This window comes from Amycolatopsis sp. cmx-8-4 (genome assembly GCF_046548675.1).
GTDB lineage: Bacteria > Actinomycetota > Actinomycetes > Mycobacteriales > Pseudonocardiaceae > Amycolatopsis.
Genome location: NZ_JAEBDZ010000034.1, coordinates 67,593 through 88,484, shown reverse-complemented (window position 1 = coordinate 88,484; position 20,892 = coordinate 67,593). Strand labels below are relative to the sequence as shown.

21 protein-coding genes are annotated in these 20,892 nt (G+C 67.9%); 3 read left to right on the top strand and 18 right to left on the bottom strand.

Going from position 1 to position 20,892, the window contains the following annotated elements:
- The first annotated feature begins 468 nt into the window (after nt 1-468).
- The gene (locus ACLJQZ_RS41630; RefSeq protein ID WP_410626452.1) at nt 469-648 is read left to right on the top strand and encodes a hypothetical protein; all 180 of its coding nucleotides are present in this window, start codon (nt 469-471) and stop codon (nt 646-648) included.
- A gap of 808 nt (nt 649-1,456) precedes the next feature.
- Here the strand turns inward: ACLJQZ_RS41630 and ACLJQZ_RS41625 are convergent.
- From ACLJQZ_RS41625 to ACLJQZ_RS41580, 10 genes are all read right to left on the bottom strand, one after another.
- Entirely contained in the window at nt 1,457-2,215 is a 759-nt protein-coding gene (locus ACLJQZ_RS41625; protein ID WP_410626450.1) for an ESX secretion-associated protein EspG, read from the bottom strand.
- Between the two features lie 124 nt (nt 2,216-2,339).
- Complete coding sequence (locus tag ACLJQZ_RS41620) at nt 2,340-3,689, bottom strand: WXG100 family type VII secretion target (protein WP_410626448.1); 1,350 nt, start codon at nt 3,687-3,689, stop codon at nt 2,340-2,342.
- The gene (locus ACLJQZ_RS41615; protein WP_410626464.1) at nt 3,689-4,315 is read right to left on the bottom strand and encodes a DUF3558 family protein; all 627 of its coding nucleotides are present in this window, start codon (nt 4,313-4,315) and stop codon (nt 3,689-3,691) included. The genes ACLJQZ_RS41620 and ACLJQZ_RS41615 overlap by 1 nt, the downstream gene beginning before the upstream one ends.
- Nucleotides 4,316-4,332: 17 nt before the next feature.
- The gene (locus ACLJQZ_RS41610; protein ID WP_410626446.1) at nt 4,333-4,827 is read right to left on the bottom strand and encodes a hypothetical protein; all 495 of its coding nucleotides are present in this window, start codon (nt 4,825-4,827) and stop codon (nt 4,333-4,335) included.
- 364 nt (nt 4,828-5,191) lie between these two features.
- Entirely contained in the window at nt 5,192-5,473 is a 282-nt protein-coding gene (locus ACLJQZ_RS41605) for a helix-turn-helix domain-containing protein (protein ID WP_410626444.1), read from the bottom strand.
- Between the two features lie 140 nt (nt 5,474-5,613).
- Nucleotides 5,614-7,002: a CBS domain-containing protein gene (locus tag ACLJQZ_RS41600; RefSeq protein ID WP_410626442.1), complete on the bottom strand. Its 1,389-nt coding sequence runs from the start codon at nt 7,000-7,002 to the stop codon at nt 5,614-5,616.
- Between the two features lie 5 nt (nt 7,003-7,007).
- A complete protein-coding gene (locus ACLJQZ_RS41595; protein ID WP_410626441.1) occupies nt 7,008-7,691 on the bottom strand; it encodes a hypothetical protein in 684 nt (227 codons plus the stop codon).
- Nucleotides 7,688-8,635 carry a ParA family protein gene (locus ACLJQZ_RS41590; protein ID WP_410626440.1) on the bottom strand — a complete coding sequence of 316 codons (948 nt, stop codon included), beginning with the start codon at nt 8,633-8,635 and terminating at the stop codon, nt 7,688-7,690. The genes ACLJQZ_RS41595 and ACLJQZ_RS41590 overlap by 4 nt, the downstream gene beginning before the upstream one ends.
- A 104-nt stretch (nt 8,636-8,739) precedes the next feature.
- Nucleotides 8,740-9,675, bottom strand: a complete 936-nt coding sequence (locus ACLJQZ_RS41585) for an alpha/beta hydrolase (protein WP_410626438.1) — start codon at nt 9,673-9,675, stop codon at nt 8,740-8,742.
- 73 nt (nt 9,676-9,748) lie between these two features.
- Nucleotides 9,749-11,047: a cytochrome P450 gene (locus ACLJQZ_RS41580; RefSeq protein WP_410626436.1), complete on the bottom strand. Its 1,299-nt coding sequence runs from the start codon at nt 11,045-11,047 to the stop codon at nt 9,749-9,751.
- A 236-nt stretch (nt 11,048-11,283) separates the two neighbouring features.
- Between ACLJQZ_RS41580 and ACLJQZ_RS41575 the strand changes: the two genes are divergently transcribed.
- Both ACLJQZ_RS41575 and ACLJQZ_RS41570 read left to right on the top strand, forming a co-directional pair.
- Nucleotides 11,284-12,090 (top strand): SAM-dependent methyltransferase, encoded by an 807-nt coding sequence (locus ACLJQZ_RS41575; RefSeq protein WP_410626435.1) that lies wholly within the window; start codon nt 11,284-11,286, stop codon nt 12,088-12,090.
- Nucleotides 12,091-12,094: 4 nt separating this feature from the next.
- Nucleotides 12,095-14,209: a putative bifunctional diguanylate cyclase/phosphodiesterase gene (locus ACLJQZ_RS41570; protein WP_410626433.1), complete on the top strand. Its 2,115-nt coding sequence runs from the start codon at nt 12,095-12,097 to the stop codon at nt 14,207-14,209.
- Here the strand turns inward: ACLJQZ_RS41570 and ACLJQZ_RS41565 are convergent.
- The 8 genes from ACLJQZ_RS41565 to ACLJQZ_RS41530 all read right to left on the bottom strand — a co-directional run bounded on the left by ACLJQZ_RS41565 (nt 14,158) and on the right by ACLJQZ_RS41530 (nt 20,825).
- Nucleotides 14,158-14,400, bottom strand: a complete 243-nt coding sequence (locus ACLJQZ_RS41565; protein WP_410626432.1) for a hypothetical protein — start codon at nt 14,398-14,400, stop codon at nt 14,158-14,160. The genes ACLJQZ_RS41570 and ACLJQZ_RS41565 overlap by 52 nt on opposite strands.
- Before the next feature lie 70 nt (nt 14,401-14,470).
- Complete coding sequence (locus ACLJQZ_RS41560; RefSeq protein WP_410626430.1) at nt 14,471-16,549, bottom strand: MMPL family transporter; 2,079 nt, start codon at nt 16,547-16,549, stop codon at nt 14,471-14,473.
- A gap of 112 nt (nt 16,550-16,661) precedes the next feature.
- Nucleotides 16,662-16,910, bottom strand: a complete 249-nt coding sequence (locus ACLJQZ_RS41555; protein ID WP_326944505.1) for a hypothetical protein — start codon at nt 16,908-16,910, stop codon at nt 16,662-16,664.
- Complete coding sequence (locus ACLJQZ_RS41550) at nt 16,907-17,251, bottom strand: ArsR/SmtB family transcription factor (protein WP_410626427.1); 345 nt, start codon at nt 17,249-17,251, stop codon at nt 16,907-16,909. The genes ACLJQZ_RS41555 and ACLJQZ_RS41550 overlap by 4 nt, the downstream gene beginning before the upstream one ends.
- A gap of 70 nt (nt 17,252-17,321) precedes the next feature.
- Entirely contained in the window at nt 17,322-18,059 is a 738-nt protein-coding gene (locus tag ACLJQZ_RS41545; RefSeq protein WP_410626425.1) for a Long-chain-fatty-acid--CoA ligase, read from the bottom strand.
- Nucleotides 18,060-18,113: 54 nt separating this feature from the next.
- Complete coding sequence (locus ACLJQZ_RS41540; RefSeq protein ID WP_326944502.1) at nt 18,114-18,839, bottom strand: DUF2786 domain-containing protein; 726 nt, start codon at nt 18,837-18,839, stop codon at nt 18,114-18,116.
- A 181-nt stretch (nt 18,840-19,020) separates the two neighbouring features.
- Nucleotides 19,021-19,683, bottom strand: coding sequence for a response regulator (locus tag ACLJQZ_RS41535; RefSeq protein WP_410626423.1), 663 nt, complete (start codon nt 19,681-19,683; stop codon nt 19,021-19,023).
- Complete coding sequence (locus tag ACLJQZ_RS41530) at nt 19,680-20,825, bottom strand: sensor histidine kinase (protein WP_410626421.1); 1,146 nt, start codon at nt 20,823-20,825, stop codon at nt 19,680-19,682. Before ACLJQZ_RS41530 ends, ACLJQZ_RS41535 begins: the two co-directional genes overlap by 4 nt.
- Nucleotides 20,826-20,892: the final 67 nt, after the last annotated feature.

The following is a 20,892-nucleotide window of genomic DNA, read 5'->3' as shown; positions in this document are numbered from 1 at the left end:
CCCGGCCAGCACGGCCACATCCTTCTTCTGCCTGCCCTCGCCGCACCACAGCACGATCCGGGCCCGCGTCGCGACCGTCCCCGCCACATCCGGGCTGTACACCAAGGCCTGCAACTCGCCGCGCTGCCCCGTCGTCAACTCCACCAAGCCAGCCAACACCATGCCCCGTCAACCCAGCAACATTAGATACGACACGTATATGGTCGGCGACTTATTCACTAACTCGGGCGAATGACTTAGGGTGGATTTGCACCTAATCTAAAGCAGTTGTCGGCAGACTTGCACCTTTCACTCGTAGGGGTTGCTTAGCGAAAATAGCAATAGTCGACGCGCTGAATAAACGGGTAGGCGCATTGAAAACGCTTCGCAATATGGCGTAGCGCTGTGCATCCATTTAACCGCTAAGTGTGAGGAATTCGGGCCTTGGACGAAATAAATGCGGGCAATTCATACAACTTTGATCGATTTGTGCCGACGTACCTGCGTCAGTACACCGACGTCGCGGAGATCCATTTTGGAAGTCAGCTGGCGACGCTCAATTTAACCCTACTGACCAGCAGGGAAGCGGCCGGCGAAGCGCTCGATCTCTTTCAACGGATTTTGAGTGAATGGCCTGTTCGTGACGGTGACGACAATGACCAAGACTGAAGGGGTGCGTATTGAAGTGGTCACAGTGTTGGATTCGCCCTATATCAGGTGCACAGTCACCAGTGATCTACACGGCGAAATCGAAATATCCACAATCAAGTCAGGAAAGTGGACCAGCTCCCAACTAACCAGGGATCAACTCGTGATGCTTGGCGAAGGCGCGTTAACGGCGGCGGCGCTCATCGATCGCCGCCAAGCGGACGCGCGGAGGCAACAACCCGGCCTATAGATCGGCGCTACTGATCACCTTTGTGATCGGTGCGGCTGAACGCCAAGCCGAACCCCACGCGCCCGCTTCCCCGGCCCGGCTGACTTTCGGAAGGCTTCCGGGCGCGTGTCCGGGCGGTTCGCGATGTCCCGCCCCGGTGCGCTGGTGGTCGAGAGCCACCGAACGCGGACCCGCCCGAAGCGTTCCGCTGGCCCGACGGAGAACCGCGCCCCTGCTCGATCTGGGGCGTGGTGGTGACCCTAGGCCGGTTGTTGCCGCTTCGGTGCCGCCGTGGCTCTCGATCACCCCCAGATACCGACCGGGGGAGGCTCACACGGTGGATACCGGGCGGTTGCTGCTGTGCGCCGGGTTGATCCTCGCGCCTCCGCTAACGTGGGCGGTCGGGATCATCATCTACAACGCCCGGCGACGAGCACGCCGCACCGCCAACCGGCCCACCGTAGCTGACGTGATCAAGCGCTCTACCAGCACAAACGATGCCCGCGGGCATCGTGAATCGGCCGGCCAAAGCCCGCCATCCGAGGCGGCCTCGTCGCGGTTGCCGCGTGGTTGGCATTGGCCCGACCGGGACCCCGACATCTAGCAGTCGCTGAGGGCGTTGTGGGTGTCGTTCAACGCCACGATGACCTCACGGGGCCCGCCCGGTGTCATCACTATCTGATCATCCCCGGTGACATAGGTCAGGACGCGTCCGCCTTGGTCGGCGAGGTCTAGCGCGGTGATTGGGGTGCTGCTGAGTCGGCCGTCGTTGTCGTGTTTGGCGGTGTAGAGCTGGTGGGTCGCGTGCCGGGGCCGGGTCATGACTACCCGCAAGGCGTCCAGATCGCGAGTGTCGGGTGGTTCGTCGAGCACGCTTGCCCGGCCGGCGTCGGGGTCGTCGTAGAACGCTTTTGGCACCGCTAACGGGCGCACTGCTGCCCCGGCGATATCGGGGAGCGCATCTAGCAACGCGGTGGCGTGCCACTTATCAGGCAGGGATTCGATCACGATCACCGCGTCATCGATGACCACCCGCACGCAATCACCATCTTTCGACGCCACCAGCGTCGAGCAGTCACGGCCGGACGCGAACACGCTAAACGCGTACCACTCCCGTTCAGCCTTCGCCAGAGTCGCGAGCGTGGCACGCCACAGGGGGTTTACTCGTCCGTTGCGGGCCATGCCCACGTTGGTGAGGCTGTCAAGCGCGCCGCGTTCGAGATCGCGCCGCGCTTGGCCAGTCATCCAGTGGTGCAGATTTCCGCCCATCGCAGTGGGCAGCGGCCCGAGGTCGATCATGTCCCAGCAGGCGAGAAACATCATTTTGGGCAGGACCACGGGCCGATCGAGGACAGCCACAGCGCATACGCTCCACAGAAGCGACAAACGGACGACACAACCACAGGCGAACGGCCAAGCCGCCCCGAAACTCGTTCTCGTTCCCGCTCCGACTGGAAACGCTGCGGGCGCGGGACTCGTGCTGTTATGCGCCGATCGTCGGCGGCACCGGGGGTAAACCGGTGGTGGGGTCCAGGTGTTTACGGTCCTCGTCGGTGAACAGGGTGTCTTCGTCGAGCATGAATTTACGTTTGTGCTCGCGGTCGTCTTCGCCTTTGCCGCGTCCCGCGCCCGGAGCCATCCCGGACGGGTTGTTACCGGTGAGCCGTCCGCCTGCCGTGCGGCCGACGCTGGAGCCGCGTACCGGTTCTTCGACTAGGCCGCGCGCGCCGGTCTGACGACCTCCACCAGGAGTACCGGGTTCCCCCGCAGTCCCACGCCCACCCGAACCGGGAACCGAGCCAGACCCGACGCCAGGCCCCGGAACGAACCCGCCACCGGAAAGCGCTCCGGGAACGCCGGACAGAGGGCCGCTGCCGGTCTGCGATCCCGACCCGGACGCCGACCACGGCAACATCCCCGGTCCCCCTGTCGGCCCATTGCCGAAACGAGGGTCCGACGGCACAAACCCTGCCGTGGTCGTTCCATCGCTGCTCGTGGTCTCCCGGTCGGACGGGTCGTTCCCAGTCGTGTGACCGGTGCTAGTGCTCGAGTCGTGACTACCTGGGGTGGACGCGTCCGGGCCGCTGATATGCGGGTTCACGGTCGGTGTCACCGTGGCAGGGGTGGTCACTCGGCCGGTCTTGCCGGTGGTGTCGTTCCGGGTGTGCGTCGTACCGGTGTCGTCCGAGGTGGACGAGCTGTCCGTATCCGGGCCGATCTCCCCATAGTCCGACCGCAAGCCGGAGGCCTGCCCGTCCAAGTGTGCGGCGTACGTGTTGTACACGCCTAAATTCTTTTGCGCGGTCGCGTTATAGGCGTTAATTGCTGCTTCGGTGTCGGTATCCCACGGAGTCGCGACATCAAGAAAATTCTTGTGCGGCGGATCCCCCATGGGTTCCATGGAATTCTTCGCATCGTCGAAACCGTTCGCAGCGTCCGCCACATTGTTTCCGTTGACATTGAACGCGGTACTAGCTGAGTCGATCACCTGTGAAAACTTTTGTGTGCGAGTTCGAGCGGCTTCGGCGGCTTTTCCTGTCCACGCTGGTTCTAGGTTGACGAGCATGTTGGTCAACTGCGCCGCGATCTGGCTATGGTCGTTCGACGCAAGCTGAGCACGATTGCTGTTTTCCGCCCAACTGCTAGACCCGCCCCCGGTGACCTGTTTCACGACTTCGGGAATCGGGGCGGCCTGGGTACCAACGTTGCCGTGCCACACGTCGTCAACCCATCCGGCCGCACCCTCGACTGTGTGCACCACGGCGGTTCCCGCGCGTTTGGCTCCCTCTATCGCCGAGTGCACCGCATGCCCCATGTCCTCAAACAGAGACATCACGAACCCGCCTTCGCCTTGAGCGAAACCACGACCGCGTTAGCGACATCGGCCGCGCCGTCGCATGGGTCAACGGTCCCCACTTTGGCGGTGCCTAAGTTGAGGGTTACGTCCGCCGAAAGATCGTTGGCTAAACCAATGCTGACCTGGCAGTAGTCGCGTGGCGTTGTTCCTTTTGTTCCAGCGTGCGCCACGGCCGGGAACCCTTGAATTTCAGACAGCGGTTTCCATATCCCAGATTGCGGTTGGGTGTTCTGAAAGACGCCGCTTAACCCCGAGCCGGTCTTGGTGTCGTATGTGACACCGATTTGTGAACCACGGTCTTGGTTCGCCCACGAGCACCCCGCACCAAATTCGGGGTTATCGTTTCGCTCCGTCTTTAGGGGTGCACCAAGGAATTCCTCCGCTTTGGCTGACGGCAAAGCGTCCACGCAAGGATTACCCGAGAGCGCAGATGCCGGCAAAGGACTGGCGACAGGCGGAGCTCCAGCATAGGGAAGATTTGACGGCGATGGCGTTTCCGAGTCTGACGCCGATGGCGCGTTCGTTAACGAAGTAGTACCGTCGTTTGAACCTTTTCCCGTGCAAGCGCAAGAAAAGATAGCGACCGCCGCAACTACGGCCATAAAGGGTAAGCGGCGGTTCATGAGTAGGTACCTTCCTTCGGCGCTGCGGGTGTCGGGCCGCCCGGCTTCTGCCCTGCTCGGTTGATCTCATCGGCAGCAGTCGGCTCGTGGCCGGTAATTTTCTTGAACGCTTCTTTGATCTTAATGATCAGCTCGTTCAAGTAAGCAATCTCAGTATTGATATGGCTAAGCCCGGCGTCGAAAACACCTGAGCCATTCGCCAGTTTCGCGTTATAGGAAACACTCGCGGGGTCCTGCGCGGGAGGCTGCACTTTTTGCAAGCTCGTTGCATTATCGCGCAACTTCTGAAGTTCGGTCAACGCGTTCTGTGCCTGCTTAAGCATGTTGTGAGCTTCATCGGGTGACAAGCTGTAACCCGCGCCACCGGTGACCGCGCTGCCGTAGTCGGAATACGTACGGTCGGCCAGCGCGTAGGCGCGCTGCACCGGATCTTGGATAGCGAAATCCACACCCGTCAACCACGGGTTGACCTGCTGGCTCGGTTGTGTCACGGCCCCTCGAAATCTCCTCTAACCGCTCAAGCGTGGCACCGATCGTCGCGGCCGATCAGACCGTGACCGGGTAGGCCGATCAGCCGCACCGATCACGGTAGCGGATCGGTCACCCCGGGTGGAGCGTTACGGACCAGTAAGCCACCAGGACCACACCAGACAAGCCACACGCGCGCCCGCAGATACCCCAACCGGGTGAGCTGGCCAGGCTCACGCGCAGGACCCGTAACCGCTGTGAGCTGCGTTCGTCCCCAGCTACACCCGAAGTTATCCACACCTGTGGGCAGCTTTCCTGGAAGCCAGAGGGGCAGTCTCCGCGCTTAGAGACTGCCCCTCTGCTGCCTACGTTCGGCGACTCCTACTCCTACCGCTGATCTTTGCGACACGCTCCGTGTTTGCGAATGAGGCGTTGAACGGTGCTCACGCTGAGCCCGAACGCCTCCGCAACGTCGGCCGCCTTCGCCCCGGATCGGTAGAGATCGATCACAGCCGTAAGCTCTTCGGGGGTGTAGCGGTCGGCGACGCTCCACCCTTGTCGCTCGGGCGTCGCCCGCCTGGTTTTGGCTGCCAGAGCCGCCGCGAGAGCCAGCCTTTCGAGCTGTTTTAGCAGGTCAAAGCGGTTCCAGTAACGCCCCGCAAGGTCCACTCCGATCCTCGGAGAGCCCTATTCGCGGAAAGCGCGAATGGGGCTCTCTTCGTTGTTTCTTCTGGGGGTGCAACCCCCAGACCCCGCCCGGGGGCACGCCCCCGGACCCCCGTGTGGTTGCGTTCTCGTGGTCGTTCGGCTCAGGTCAGGTCGCGGTAGTGGTGTAGCAGGCTGTTGAAGTTTCGCAGGGTTTTGGTGGCGTCCTCGGGGATCGGGTCCGGGTGGAAGTGCATCACCTTGTTGCGGATGTTGCGGATCTCGTCCAGGCGGGCGATGAAGACCTGGCGGTCCAGTGGCCAGCCCAGCTTCTGCCAGACATCCTTGTTCTCCAGGATGTGTTCGTAGTCGCCGAAGGCCAGGTCGTCGAAATTCTTGATCTTCCTGCTGCACAGTGGTTGGACGGTGGCCAGGTCCAGGGCGCCCTTCAGGATCCAGCGGAGCGTCTGGTCCAGCTCGCCCAGCTGGAAGAACGGTGTGGCCATCTCGCCGTAGCGCCGGGCCACGTCCGCCGTCGTGACTATGCCCTTTACCTCTTTGCTGACGTTCGTGACGAACACGAACTCGTGTCGTTGCAGTGCGGGAAGAACCTCGAAGAGGTCCCGGTCGTACGCGACGGCCTCCACGTGCGTGATGGTCGCGTCGGCGACGGTCGCGTCCGGTTTCTGGTGCAGTGCCTGTGCGATCGAGCGCCACGTCAGGGCGCCGCGTGGGTTGCGGGGGCCGCTGAGGACGGCCAGCTGCGAGTAGTCGTTGATGACCATCTTCGTGATCGCTTCGTGGAGTGTGCTGTTCGGCCCGACGAACTCCACGCCCTCCAGCGGTGACAAGTTGCCCACCGTCAGGCGGACGTTCAGGTCGTCGTCCCCCTCGTCGTCCTCGGTGACCGGTAGCTCGTCGAGGACTTCGGGCTTCCCCTCCGGTTCGTCGGTCGGCGTGATCAGGAAGACCATCGTGTCGAGGGTGACGGCTCGGAAACTGGGTGAAGTCACCAACCCGTGGTTGGCCAGATCCGCTTCGATCTGGCTCACCTGGTCGCCGCGCTCCTTCGTTCCCCAGTACGACAGGAGTTCGCGGACGGAGATCTGCTCCGGGGCGTTTTCGTCGGCGCGCGTGCGTGCCTGCCTCAGGCGCTCGTGGATGCGCTGACGCTCCACGTCGTCGGTCTGCGGTTGGGTCACCCGGGAAATCGCCCGATCGAGCAGCTCTTGGCGGACGACGTCCAGCAGCCGGTCCTGGTCGACCACCCGCCACGCCCGCCAGCCGTCGACCGCCCGCATGCCGGCCGCCACCATGGCCGCTCGTGAAGGGGTGCGGAACTCCTCGCCACCGGGCTCGAGCCGGATTCGCCCCTTGTCGGTCACCGTCGCGTCGAAGATCGCGCCGATGCGGTTGCGCTTGAACCTGAGCTTCGCGCCGGGCTCCAGCAGCCCGGCCTCCAGCAGGTCCGAGACCATGACCCGGCGTTCGCCGATCAGGTGCATCGAGCGCCCGCCGGCCTGTTCGTCCGGCGTCTCCGTCTCGCCGGCCACCGGGCTCACCACTTCCGCAGCCCGGCGAACTTGCGCCGGGCACCGATCGCCTGCTTCAGGACCCGCTTCTCGAGTTCGGTCTGGCTCAGCCGGCTCACCCGGGTGAGCTGCAGCTCACCCGCGACCGCGAGCAGGCTCTCCCGGTCCAGGCGCTGAGCGCGGAGGTAGGCCGCGCCTTCTTCCTCGGTCTCGGTCTCGCGAAGGTTCGCGGCGATGGCAGCCACGTCGACGTCTCGGTTCACCGGTCCGGTCGATGGCTCGGGTTCTCGCGGAGCGACCTGTCGCTCGACCGCCGGTTCGTCGCGAACCGGAGCCCGAGGTGGTGGTGCCGGGGCCGCCGGCGCTGCTGTCGTCTGGCTCTGACCGTGGCCGGCGAGCAGGTCGATGAGCTTGAGTTTGGTGAAGCCGCCGTAACCACGAATTCCGAGCGATTTGGCGACCTTCTTCAGGTCTGGCACGACGAGTCCACATTCCGTCAGGTGGCGCCGCTTGGCATCTTCGGATGAGAGTCTCGACAGGTTTTGCGCGACTTGCAGCGGATCCTTGGATGGCGTCACGGAAACCTCGGCGCCGAGAACGGCCAATTGTGCTGTCCCGGCGGCGATCGCTTCCAGTGTGGCGTCGTCCTGTTCGGTCAGGAAGGCGAACAGCTGGGCCTGCAGGGCGACGAACTTCTTCAAGTCGCTCACCGGTGATCACCCGACGCCAGGCCGAGCGAACCCAGGACCTCGTCGGCCAGCTGGTCGAACTCCCGGACGACCAGGTCCCTGCCGGCGGTGCGCAGCATCGCCGGCACTCCGCTCTCACCCGCGTCACCGAAGTGAACCGGGCTGTTGCGGACCCAGCTCTCCAGCACGGGTACCCGCGAGTTCAGGCTTACTTCTTCGATGTAGGCGTGCTGAGCGGAAGTCACCTGCTGCGAGTAGATCTGCACCATCGTGAACACCACCCCCAGGATCCCGGGGTCGATCGGGCGGTGGTCCCCGCTGCCGCCCTTGTGACTGACGAAGTCGTTGAACTGCCGGACCAGTTCGGCGCAGTTGCCCACCAGGTAGTCCAGTCCCAAGGTGGACAGGTAGTCCGCCTTGGCCGGTACGAGGACCTGCTCGCTGGCGACGATCGCCGTCTTGGTGACGATGCCGAAGTTGGGCGCGCAGTCGATCAGTACCAGGTCGTACTGGGTGAAGTGGTTGTCCCGCAACGCGTGCCGCAGGCAGCTGTGCAGGTCCAGGAACCGCCGCTTCGAGGCTTCGAGCGTGGTCGCCCCGCCCAGCCGCGCGGCGAGTTCCAGGTCGATGTCGATGAGGCCGAGGTGTGAGGAGATCAGGTCGACGCGGCCGCCGGTGCCGTCGAGAACCTTGTTGACCCGCTCCGGCGTGACGACGAGGTCGGCCAGGGAGATGTCCCTTCCGGGCATTTCACCCTCGTACCACTGCTTGATCGTCCGGTTGCTGTCTTTGAGCTGGTGGTGCCAATCGTCGATCGAGTAGAACGAGAAGGTCAGGTTGGTCTGCGGATCGAGGTCGAGGAGCAGTACGCGCAGGCCGCGGGCGGCGGCTACCGCGCCCAGGTTCGCGGTGAGGGTTGTCTTGCCCACGCCGCCCTTGTAGTTCATGACCGCCACGACCCGCATAAGGCTTCTCCCCGTTCGCCGATTCGGTCTACGACTTTCGCAGATGCCGGGGCGGCGCGCGGGGGTGTCATCGAACTGGCAATTCCTTGTCCTGTTTCTGTCTGTCAGACCGAGGTCTTGAGCCAGTTCGTCACCTGGGCGAAGTACGTTCCCGCGTTCGGGGCGTAGTTGATCGCGTGGCCGTAGCCGTTCAGGATGTACGTCTGGAGGCGGGCGGCCGGGGCGAAGAACGGGGCCTCTGACGCTCGCAACGCCTCCGGAGTCGAGCAGTCGCTGGCCAAGGGGCCGCAGAAGTGGGGGTCGTCGCCCACCACCAAGAACACCGGGACCGTGATCTGCAGGGATGCCGGGATGATCACTGTGGTCAGGGCGATCGTGTCCACGGCCTCCGTTGCCGCGAATACGTCCTTTGTGGACTCGTCGTAGGCGATCGCGCCCGCGTCGTTCGGGCCTGGGGTGTGGAAGGCCGTGTAGCGGGTGCCCGGGGACGTCGTCAAGTAGCCCACGTCGAGGCCGCGGCTGGACAGGCGGGGGTCCAGGGGTGCGGGGATCATGTTCGCCAGCACCGGGATCACCGTGACGTAGTTCATCCGGTGCGTCATGTCCGTCACCAGGACGCCGTCGACGTCGTGGAAGGTTCCCGCTTCGATCATCGCCATGGCCGAGCCGATCGAGTGGCCGCCGACGATCACCTTCGTGAACCGTGCCCGGATCGACTGGATCACCTGGTGGACGGCGTTCGCTTGGGCCGTTGCCGACAAGAGGGCGCTGAGGGGTTTGGAGCTCGAGCCGGTGCCCATGCGGTCGACTGCGAGTGTCGCCACGCCCGACTGGTTCATGGCCAGGCGGAACGAGCGGAGCTCCGGGGTGTAGGCGATGTCCCAATAGGACGCGTTGTACGTGCCGCCGGGGATCAGGACCACCACTGTCTCGGCCTGGGACGGTGCGCAGAGCCGGCCGTGCATCTGGCCGAGCGCGACCGGGACGTACAGGTCTTGGCAGGTGACCGTGTCCGCGTGCGCCGGGATGGGCACGGACATCGCCGCCGCGATCAGGAGCAGGGCAGCACAAAGGCGGCGGAAAGCTTGGCGAAGCAAGGAGAACTACCTCCAACTAGCGACGGACTGCCGTCATCGGCAGGCTTTCGGGGTAGGCGGCCGAGGTGAACTTGACGCGCACCGGCCGGCCCGGGACCGGGACCAGCCGCCAGCGCGCGGCCACCGTGGCCACGGTGATGACGATTTCGTTCTGGGCGAAGACGTTCCCGACGCACTGCCGGGTGCCCGCGCCGAACGGGATGAACGCGCCCTTCGGCAGCTGCTTCGCCCGCTCCGGCGACCAGCGGCCGGGATCGAACTTCTCCGGGGCCTCGAAGCTGGCGGGGTCGTGGTGCAGCGCGTGCGGGCTGACGATCACCTCGGCGCCCTCCGGGAGCCGCTCGTCGCCGAGCCGGACTTCCGTGAGGGTGCGGCGCATCAGCATCCAGAGCGGGTACTGGCGCAGCACCTCGTCGACGACCTGCCGGACGTAGACCAGCCGGTGCAGGTCGTCGCCGGTGACCGGACGGCCGGCCAGCACCTCGTCGACTTCGGCGTGCACCCGCGCTTCGACGTCCGGGTTCCGGCCCAGCTCGTGGAACATCCAGGCCAGCGCGAGCGCGGTCGTCTCGATGCCGGCGGTGAGCAGGGTGAGGACCTCGTCGCGCGCCTGCTCGTCGGTCATGCCGGCCAGCAGCAGCATCGACAACAGGTCGCCGCGGTCCACGCCGTCGGCCCGCCACTCGCGGATCACCTCCAGCACGATCGCCTGCATCCGGGTGATGGCTTCGTCGAACCGGCGGTTGCCGGGGATCGGCAGCTTTTCGACGAACTTCGGCGACAGTGCGCGAATCATGCCCTGCTGGATGATCACGTAGATGGAACGGCGTGCTTCGGCGATCGCCTCTTTTCCGAGCTCGGTGGAGAACAGGGCCTCGCCGACGATCGTGACCGCCAGCCCCTGCAGGTCTTCGTCGATCTTCCGCACTTCCCCCGGCTGCCACGAGTCGCTCAGGTCGGCCGCCGCGTGGCGCATGGTCTCCACGTAGGCGGTCAAGCGGTCGCGGTGGAACGCCGGCTGCATCAGCCGTCGCTGCCGCAGGTGGAAGTCACCGTTCGAAAGCACCAAGCCGTTCCCGACGAACGGCCGGAACTTGTCGAACATGGCGCCCTTGCGGAACTTCGGCCCGGCCGTGACCAGCACCTCGTGGCTCAATCGTGGGCTGGTGACGAAGTACGTGGGCGACGGGCCGAGATAGACCTTGACGATCTCGCCGTGTTCGCGCAATGCGTCGGTGAATGCGAAGCGTCGCCGCAGGAGCGCCGGGGTGTGCCCGAGAAAAGGCCACCGGCCCGGCGCGACCGGGACGGTCATGAGGACTCCTCGTTACGCCATTGTGTGGATTCCGCCAACGAGACGGCCTACGGTAGGCGCGTCCGGCCGAGCGTGACAGTGCCCGAACGGGTGGTCTGGGGTCACGCATATGGCGCAGCGAAGAGATCGCGCGCGATGGCTAAACTCGGAGCCATTCCCGATGTGACTAGAAGGTGTTCTCTGTGACACGATCACCGGAATGGGTGCCACCGGGTGTCGATATCTCCGTGCCGAGCATGGCCCGCACCTACGACTTCATGCTGGGGGGAGGGCACAACTTCGCCGTCGATCGCGCGGTGGGCACGCGGATCGAGCACGCGATGCCCGGCCTGCGCGAGGCCGCGCGCGTGAACCGCGCGTTCCTCGGCCGCGCGGTGCGGTTCATGGCCGACCGCGGGATCCGGCAGTTCCTCGACGTGGGCTCGGGAATCCCGACGGTGGCGAACGTGCACGAGGTGGCGCAGGCCCGCGACCCGGAGTGCCGGGTGGTGTACGTGGACCGCGACCCGGTGGCGGTCGCGCACAGCGAATTGATGTTGGCGGGCAACGATCACGCCGCTATCGTGCACGCTGACATGCGGGACCCGGAGAAGATCCTCGAGTCACCGCAGGTCCGTGGCCTGCTCGACCTCGACGAGCCGGTCGGGCTGCTGATGTTGCTGATGCTGCACTGGATCCCGGACGAGTCGGGCCCGCTCGAGCTCGTCGGCCGCTACCGGGCGGCGCTGGCGGACGGCAGTTTTCTCGCCATCACCCACGTCACCGGCGACCACCAGGGCGAGAACCTCACGGAAGCGACCGACGTGATCAAGGAAAGCCGGAGCTCGGACCAGGTGACATTGCGAACGCACGAAGAAGTGACGAAGTTGTTCGCCGGATTCGAAATCGTCGAACCCGGTCTGGTCGGGTGCGGCGAATGGCGTCCGGCCGGTCCGGCGGACATCTCCGGCACATCCGAGATGAATATGCTGGTTTACGCCGGAATCGGTCGCAAGAACGCCGCAGGTGGCCGGTCCGCGCACGCGAAAACACAGCAAGGCTGAACCCATGGCGAAACCCGATCACGCGCGCGCGGACACGTCCGATCCGGAGCGGGAGCGGAATCTGCTCGCGCGCAAGTGGGCGTACCTGCTCAGCGGCGTCACCGTCGTGTCGCTGAGCCGGGAGGGGCTCGAGCAAGAACTGCGTGGCCTGCTCGACGCGTTCTGCGCGAACCTGCTGGACGGCTCGGCGGACACGACGCCCGCGGAGCGGATCGGCGCCCGGCTGGTGTCGCTCGGTTACGTCGGTGAGCCGGGGCTGCGGTGCACGCTCGAAGTCCTCGGCAAGGGCCTGCCGTCGCTGGCGGAGCTCCGGCCGCCGGACCGGTTCGCCGAGCGGATCGTGCTCGGGCTGGGCGCGCTCTCGTGCGGGTTCCTGATCGCGCACGAACGCAGTGTCCTCGACCAGCAGGAGATCATGCACCTGTCGCTGCTCAAGGCGGTGCGGGACGCGCAGTGGAACCTCAAGGAGAGCGAGGCGCGCTTCGACGAGGTCGTCACGTCTTCGGCGAGCGGCATCGCGGTCGTCGGGCTCGACGGCCGCATCGTGCGGGCCAACACGGCCCTGGCCGAGATGCTCGGGCGCCCCACGAGCGAGCTGACCGGGACCGGGCTCTACGACCTCGTGCACCCGGACTCCGTCAAGGGCCTCCGGGAGGCCCTGCGGACACTGGCCGAGGACGGCGGCCGGGACCGGGTCCGGCAGTCCCAGCGGCTGCTGCGCAAGGACGGCGACGTCGCGCGCATCTCGCTCACCGCCTCGCTGCTGCGGGACGCCGGTGACCGGCCCGCGTACTTCGTCGTGGTGGCCGAGGACGGCACCGAGCTGATGCTGCTGCAGAGCGAGCTGAGCCGGCAGGCCCTGCACGACGTGCTGACCGGCCTGCCGAACCGCCAGTACTTCGGCACCCACCTCGAGACCGCGCTGCGGCGCGCGGACCCGGTCCACGGCGTCACGCTGCTCCACGTGGACCTCGACGCGTTCGGCATGGTCTGCAACAGCCTCGGCCGGCGCGTCGGCGAACAGGTGCTCGTGCACTTCGCGCAGCGGCTGAAGGCCGTCGTGGCCCGCGAGCGGGCGATGATCGCCCGCTTCCACAGCGACGAGTTCGGCATCCTGATCGAGAACACGGCGATGACGCCGGACATCAACACCATCGTGCGCGCCATCAACGACGAGCTCGCCGAGCCGTTCTTCGTCGAGGGCCACGGGCTGGCGCTGTCGGCCAGCGCCGGGGTGGTGCACCGGCCGGTGAAGGGCATCGACCCGGCCGAGCTGCTGCGCGCGGCGGACCAGACGCTGCGGCGGGCCAAGGCCCGGCGACGCGGTCAGTGGAAGATGTTCGACCCGGTGGCCGACGCCGCGGACCGGCGGGCGCAGGGCCTCGCCGTCGGCATGGCCGGGGCGTGGGAGAACGGCGAGATCGAGGTGCGGTACCGGCCGATGGTGCGGCTGGCGGACGGCGGGCTGGCCGGCGTCGAAGCCCGGCTGCAGTGGGACCGGCCCGGCCGGCCGCCACTGGCGCACGAACGCTGCGCGGAGCTGGCCGAGGCGACCGGGCTCGTCCTGCCGCTGGGCGACTGGGCGTTGCGGACGGCGAGCCGGCAGGGCGAGTGGTGGCACCAGCGCCTGGACTTCGGGCTGCCGGTGGTCGCCGGCCTCACCGAGCACCAGGTGACGGACGAGGCGCTGGGTACCCGCGTCACGGGCCTGCTGGCGGACTCCGGCCTGCCGCCGGAGCAGCTGATGATCGGCGTCCCGGTCGGCGCGGTGGCGACGTCCGGGGTCGTCGAGAACCTGACCGCGCTGGCCGGGCTCGGCGTCCGGGTGCTGCTCGACGAGTTCGGCATGGGGCCGGACGACCTGCGGGCGGTCGAGGACCTCCCGGTCGGGGTCGTGCGGGTCGCCCGCCGGCTCGCCGAATGGCAGGCGTGGACGGAATCGACGTTCCTCGGCGAGCTGGTGCCGCTGGTCCGGCAGGTCGGCGCGACGCTGGTCGTCGACGGGATCGACACCGCGGGCCAGGCGGACTGGTGGCGTGACGCCGGCGCGGAACTGGCCACCGGTGACTACTTCGGCACCGCCAGCGCGCCGGGCGCGGTCGTGGAGCTGCTCGTCTGAGCCTTCCGGCGCGTCAGGGCGACGGCGGCCAGCACGATCGCCATGCCGCCGTTGGTCCGCGGGGTCGGCGGCTCGTCCAGGAGGAGCGCGCCCAGGGCGATGGAGACGACCGGGAGCAGGTAGCCGACGGCCGTGACCGTCGGGAGGGCGACGCCGTCAGGGCCGTCGCGGTCATCAGCTGGGCGGCCCACAACGCCGGCGGTGCGCCGTTCGGTGCCCAGGGCTGAGCGATCAGCGCGAGGTGGACGGGGTCCAGGCCGGTCAGGGCCGGCACGCAGGGTTCCAGAGGCGGTCGCCCACCAGGGACAGGGCCGCCGGGAGCAGGATGCCCCGGACCACCGTCGCGTCCAGGAGGATCGCGAAAGCCATGCCCAGCCCCAGCATCTTGTACTCGATCGCCGCGAGGCTCAGGAAGATGCTGAACACGCCCGTCATGATCAACGCCGCGCTCGTCACCACGCCGGAGCTGCTCGCCGTGCCTTCGACGATCGCCGCACGCGCCGGGTGGCCCGCCTGACGGCGTTCGCGGATCCGGCTGAGGATGAAGATGTGGTAGTCCGTGCTCAGGCCGAACAACAGCACGAACAGGAACATCGGCAGCCAGCCGAGCACCCCGCCGTAGGGCGTGAAACCCAGTAGTGGCGCGAGAAAACCGTCCTGGAACACCAAGGTCAGCACGCCGTAGGCCGCGCCGACCGACAGCAGGTTGAGCAGGATCGACACCGCCGGTACCACCACCGACCGGAACACCACGAGCAGCAGCACGAACGCGAGCAGCAGGATGAACCCGAAGACGTACGGCGCCCGCTGCAGCACTTGCGCGGTGAAGTCGTGGGCCTCCGCGGTCCGGCCCGCGACCGCGAAGTGGACGCCGTCGAGCCGGCCGATGGTCTGCGGCAGCAGGGTTTCCCGCAACGCCGTGAGTGAGCGGTCGGCCACCTCGTCGTTTCCGGTGCCGCCGAGCGGGATCCGCACGACGAGGGCGTCGCCCACCGGCGCCACGATCGCCGGCTTCGGCGTCCGCGCGGTGAGCTCGTCGATCGCCCGCCGGACCGCCGGGGTGTCGACCGGGCCGCGGTCGCTCCAGAGGACGACGTGCGCCGGCATCGTCACGCCGGGAAACGCTTCCTGGACGCGCGCGGCCGCGTCGATCACCGGGACGCTGCGCGGCAGGCTTTCGGTCGGGGCCGGGTCCTGCAACCGGATTCCGGCGGCGGGCAGGGCGAGCAGGACCAGGAGCCCGGCGGCGATCCCGGTCCACAGCGCCGGCCGCCGCGTCACCGTCGAGGCGACGCCGGCCCAGAACCGTGAGCGGGTGCCCCGCTTGCCCAGCCAGGGGATCCGGAGGCGGTCGACGCGGGTGCCGAGCAGCGAGAGCGTCGCGGGGAGCACGGTCACCGACGCCAGCACGGCGAGGCCGACGACGAGGATCGTGCTCACGGTCAGGCCGCGGAGGTTGTCGAGTCCGGTGAACAGCAGGCCGGTGACGCACAGGGCCACGGTCAGCCCCGACACGACGATGACGTGCCCGGACGTCCGCGCGGCGATCCGCAGGGACTCGTCGACGCCGTGTGCACGTTCTTCCCGCACCCGGCGCAGGAAGAACAGCGAATAGTCGACGCCGACCGCCATGCCGATCAGCAACGTCATCGAGGAAGTGGCGCTGTTGAACGGGATCCAGTTGTCCACTGCGGACAGCAGGCCGAAGGTCGCGAGCACCGTGGTGCCCGCGAGCAGCACCGGGACGGCCGCCGCGACCAGCGAGCCGAACACGGCCAGCAGGATCAGCAGGGTGAGCGGCAGCGAGCGCGTCTCGGACCGCTTGATGTCCTCCTTGATGCTCTGGTCGACCGCGCCGGACACGCTGAGGTCGCCCGCTTGCGCGAGCCGGACGTCCGGGTGCCGGGCGGCGACGGTGCCGACGACGGCGGTCGTCGTCGCGAGGTGCGGCTTGATTTCCGGGCCGGTACCGCGGATCCGGAAGGTGACGAGGCCGGCCCGGCCGTCGGCGGAGACCTGGGCCGGGTCGTCGAGCGGGGAGCGGATGTCCGCGACCGCGCCGGACGTCGTCAACGTCGTCACCAGGTCGGCCACGGCCGGGGAATCCCTGGGTACGAGGACGTTCTCCCAGAACGGTTCGCGGGCGTCTTGGCGGTCGAGGACCGCTTGGCCGGTGCCGGCGTCGCCGGCGGGGCTCGAGCGCGCGTCGGTGCCGGGGGTGAACGTGCCGATGACCCAGGCGAGCGCGACGAGCGCCAGCCAGCCGAAGATCGCGGCGGCGCGGTGGTGCACCGCCCAGTTCGCGACGCGTTCGACCACGGGCCTGCCTGCAGGCAGCATGAACTAAAGTCCTTCCGTGAAGGAGTGATCCGATGAGAGCTCGCCCTCGGGCGAGTGGGTGCTTCTTCCTCCTGGGCCGCCGAGTTGCCGCTCGGCGGTCCAGGGCCTCAGGTCAGTCGACCTCCTTGAGCACGTGTTCGATGGACCGCAGGCGGTCCTGGACGTCCCGCAGCTGCCGTTCGGTTTCTTCCTGCGTCCGGACGGCTTTCTCCGCCAGCGAGCGGTATTCGTGCTCGCGGGCCAGCGCGGCCTTGGCGCGCCAGGTCGAGGCCAGCTGCACGATCGCGACCGTGAGCACGACGGTGATCAGGACGAAGACCCCGGTCACGCCGATGATCTCCTGCCACTGGTGCCAGTTCATGTCCGTCCCTCCTCGCCGTCCGCGTGGACGGACTCCGGTGTGGTCAGCGTCGGCACGGCGGCCGCGATCGCCGTGGGCGTCAGCACGACGGAGAACGGCGTGAGCTCGTAGAACCGCAGCGTCTTGCCGTCTTCGCCGACCTCGAAGCTGGCCGTGACCAGGCCCGCGGCTTCGAGTTTGCGCAGGTGCACCTGCAGGAGCGCGCGGCTGATCCGCAGCGTGCGCGCCAGTTCGCTGACGTAGGCGCGGTCGGTCAGCAGGGCCGCGACGATCCGCAGCCGGTGCGGGTTCGCCAGGGTCCCCAGCAGCCGGACGAGCTCGTCCCCGGTGGGCTCGGTCACGGCGTCCTCCACATGCAAACAAAAACTAGCAGGTGGCGGCGCGGAGGTCCATCAGGGTGATCCCCGAGGCCTACATCGGGTGGTCCATCCAGACGTTCGGCTCCACGTAGGTCGCCGTGTCGTGGGCCGTCGACGCGTACACCGGGGCGATGCCGCCGGGGATGAAGTTCTCGCCTTCCGCCAGCTTGACGCCGGTCCACTCGCACCAGTCGGCCAGCGATCCCGCCAGCGTCACCGCGAACGGGCAGACCTTGACGACCCGGGCGCCCAGCCGCTCGTGCGTGCGCAGCCAGCGGTCGGCCAGCAGGCCGTCTTCCCGGCGGCGGGCCGCGTACTCCGGCATCGGGACGGCGGGCTCCTGCTCCTTGCCGATCGGGCGGACCGACACGATCAGCTTGCGCAGCCCCGTTTCCGCGGCCCGCGCCTTCAACGCCTTCAGCATCGGCGCCGACAGGCCGGAGCCACGCAGGTGCGGCGCGATCACGACTTCCAGCGCGCACAACGCGTTCGGCGGGCGGCCGTCCATGACGTCCTGTGCCGCCCATTCGATGGCTTGGTCCCAGCCGTGGTCCGGCAGCTCCGTGCGGTCTTCCGCCGGGAACGCCAGCGGGACCGAGAGGGCGCGCGCGATCGGGACGCCGTCGTCGTCCAGCGCGATCAGGAAGTACCGCGCCCAGTGCCGGAGGAACCGCTCGCCGGTGATCATCCGGCCGCTCGCGCCCTGGTAGATGAACTGGCCGCCGACGTCGCCGAGGTCCAAGGCGGATTCGAGCAGGTCGGGACGGTCGGCAAGATCCACCACGCGCATCCGCCCAGTCAAGCGGAAACGATCATCGCCGGGATAGCGGCAACCGGGCGACACTCAGCGGACGGGCAGGGCCTTGCGACGCCGGGTGAGTGCCGACGGGTCGAGGTTCGCCTTCGTGCCGGCGTCGTGGCCGTCGAGGTAGCCGCTGCCGGACAGCCGCCGGGGCGCGGCCGAGCGCAGGTCGCCGTACTCCTCGTCGAACCGGTGCTGGACCATCGCCGAGCGGTCGCGGACGACCAGCTCCGCCGAGCGCGCGCCGGGCGCGGCCGTGCGGACGGCCTCCTGCTCGGCCAGCGAAAGCCGCTCGTGGACCGCGCGGGCGAAACCGTGCAGCCACGTGCGCCGGTACGCGGCCAGCGACTCGCCGGGGAAGAACCCGCCGGGCCGGACGCGGTTCAGCTGGGTGCTCGCCTGAAGCAGGAGGCTGGTGAACAGCAGCTCCACGCGGCCGAGGTCGGACTGGTAGCCGAACACCGTGACGCTCTCGACCTTCTGGCCGACGCGGTGCAGGAGAGTCCGGCAGCGCAGCGGGTAGGCGACCGAGGTGAGCAGGCTTGCCTTGTCCCGGCTGTACGGGTCGTTCATCGGGATGGTGAGCGTGCCGATGTCGTCGACGCTCGCGCCGGCCTCGGCGAGCATCGCCTGGTCGATGCCGTACCGGGCGACGAGCTCGGCGGCTTTCTTGTTGTACGCCTCGGCTTCCGCTTCGGTGACCGCCGGGTCCTCGGCCTTGGCGAGGAGCTTGCGGATGCGCTCGAGCTGCGGGTCTGACTCGGACATGGGCGGAGCTTATTCGATCAGGTGTTCGGACGCTCGCACCGGGTGAGCGTGTCGCGGACACTGGGACCGTGTCCGGCACGGGACCGGCGGCGCACCGGGTCGCGCACCGCGGGCGCGGATCGGGGCGCTGCGTCAAAGCGCACAGGGTGCGGTGGCTGCTCGCCGTGCGGCGGGATCTCGCTCAGCCGCCCGGCTGGACCAGCCCGGTTTCGTAGGCCACCACCACGGCTTGCGCGCGGCTGGAGATGCCGAGCTTGGTCATCAGGCGGTTGAGGTGGGTCTTCACCGTGGCCTCGCTGACCCGCAGCTCGGCCGCGATCCAGCCGTTCGGGACGCCCGTGCCGACGAACCGCAGCACCTCCAGCTCGCGGTCGGTCAAGGCGGCCAGTGCCGGTGACGCGGTGGGTGGTTCCGGTGGGGTGCGGGTGAACGCCTCGACGAGCCGGCGGGTGATCGTCGGGCCGAACAGCATGTCGCCGCGGGCGACCGCGTGGATGCCGGCGACCAGCGTCTCCGTCGGGCTGTCCTTGAGCAGGAAGCCCGCCGCGCCCGCGCGCAACGCCGTGTAGACGTACTCGTCGAGGTCGAAGACGGTCAGCATGAGCACGCTCGGCCGCGGTGGCGTCGCCGCGGCGAGGATCCGCTCGGTCGCCTTGACGCCGTCCAGGCCCGGCAGCCGGATGTCCATCAGGATGACGTCCGGCCGCAGCGCCGCCGCTTTCTGGACCGCCTCCAGGCCGTCACGCGCTTCGCCCGCGACGTCGATGTCCGGGACGGCGCCCAGCAGCGCGACGAACCCGGCGCGGACGAGGTCCTGGTCGTCGACCACCAGCACACTCGTCACTCGGGCTCCTGCGGTTGGGGGACCGGCCGCGGGTACGGCAGCGTCAGCACGACGGCGAACCCGGCCGGATCGCAGGGGCCGATCTCGATCACGCCACCGTACATCCGGGCGCGTTCGCGCATGCCGATCAGCCCGTGCCCGCCGGGGTTCGGCGGGGCGGCCGGCGCGCCGCCGGGGTCCGTGACGCCGAGGACCAGGTGCTCGGCGCGGTAGTCGAGGGTCAGCTCAGCCGTGGCGCCGCCGTGCTTGAGGACGTTCGTCAGCGCCTCTTGGGCGACGCGGAACGCGCACAGCTGCTGGCCGGGCGGCAGCGTCCGGGCCGCGCCGGTGACGCGCAGGTCGACCGCGATCCCGGCCTCGCGGACCCGGGCGGCGAGCGTTTCGAGGTCGCCGAGCCCGGGTTGCGGCCGGTACCCCTCGAGCGGGTACTGCGGCGGGCGAAGCACGCTGAGGAGGCGACGCAGCTCGTCGAGCGCTTCGGTCGTCGTGCCGGTGATCGTGTCCAGCGCGCCGCGAGCGGTGTCCGGCGCCGACTCGAAGACGTACCGGGCGAGGTTGGCCTGCACCGAGATCACCGAAAGGTGGTGCGAGACGACGTCGTGCAGCTCGTGCGCGATCCGGACGCGTTCCTCCGCGACGGCCAGCTCCGTGTCGTGCTCGGCGTCGCGGATCCGGTGGCTGCGGACGTAGGCGGTGCGCCCGATCGCCGCGACGCCGACCGCGAGCAGCAGCGACAGCAGCGTGTCGCCGACCGGGGAGACCGGGCTGCCGAACAGCATCGACGTCTCGTAGGCGATCAGGCCGAGCACGGTGACGGCGAGCGCGTCGCGGAAGCGGCAGTGCGCCCAGACCGTGTAGGCGGCGATCATGACGCTGAGCTGCCCGAGCTGCGACCGGAAGCCGAGTGCGTAGAACACGCCCATCAGGGCGACGCAGGTGACCACCGTCGTGATCGGGAACCGGCGGCGCACCGCGAGCGGCAGGGCGCTGAGCGCGGCCAGGACAAGCCCGAGCGGGCGCGCGTGCGTGCCGAACGCGCCGCCCAGCTCGGTGGCGCCCGCCAGCTGGTAACCCGCGACGAGCACCGCGAGCACGGCGTCGGTCAGCCGTGGCCGCGCGCGAAGTCCCCGCAGTGTCGTCACCGGCAGAAAGCTACCGGTGTACCGCGAAGGTTTACCGCGGCTACGTCGTCAGTTGCTTCCGCTGCGT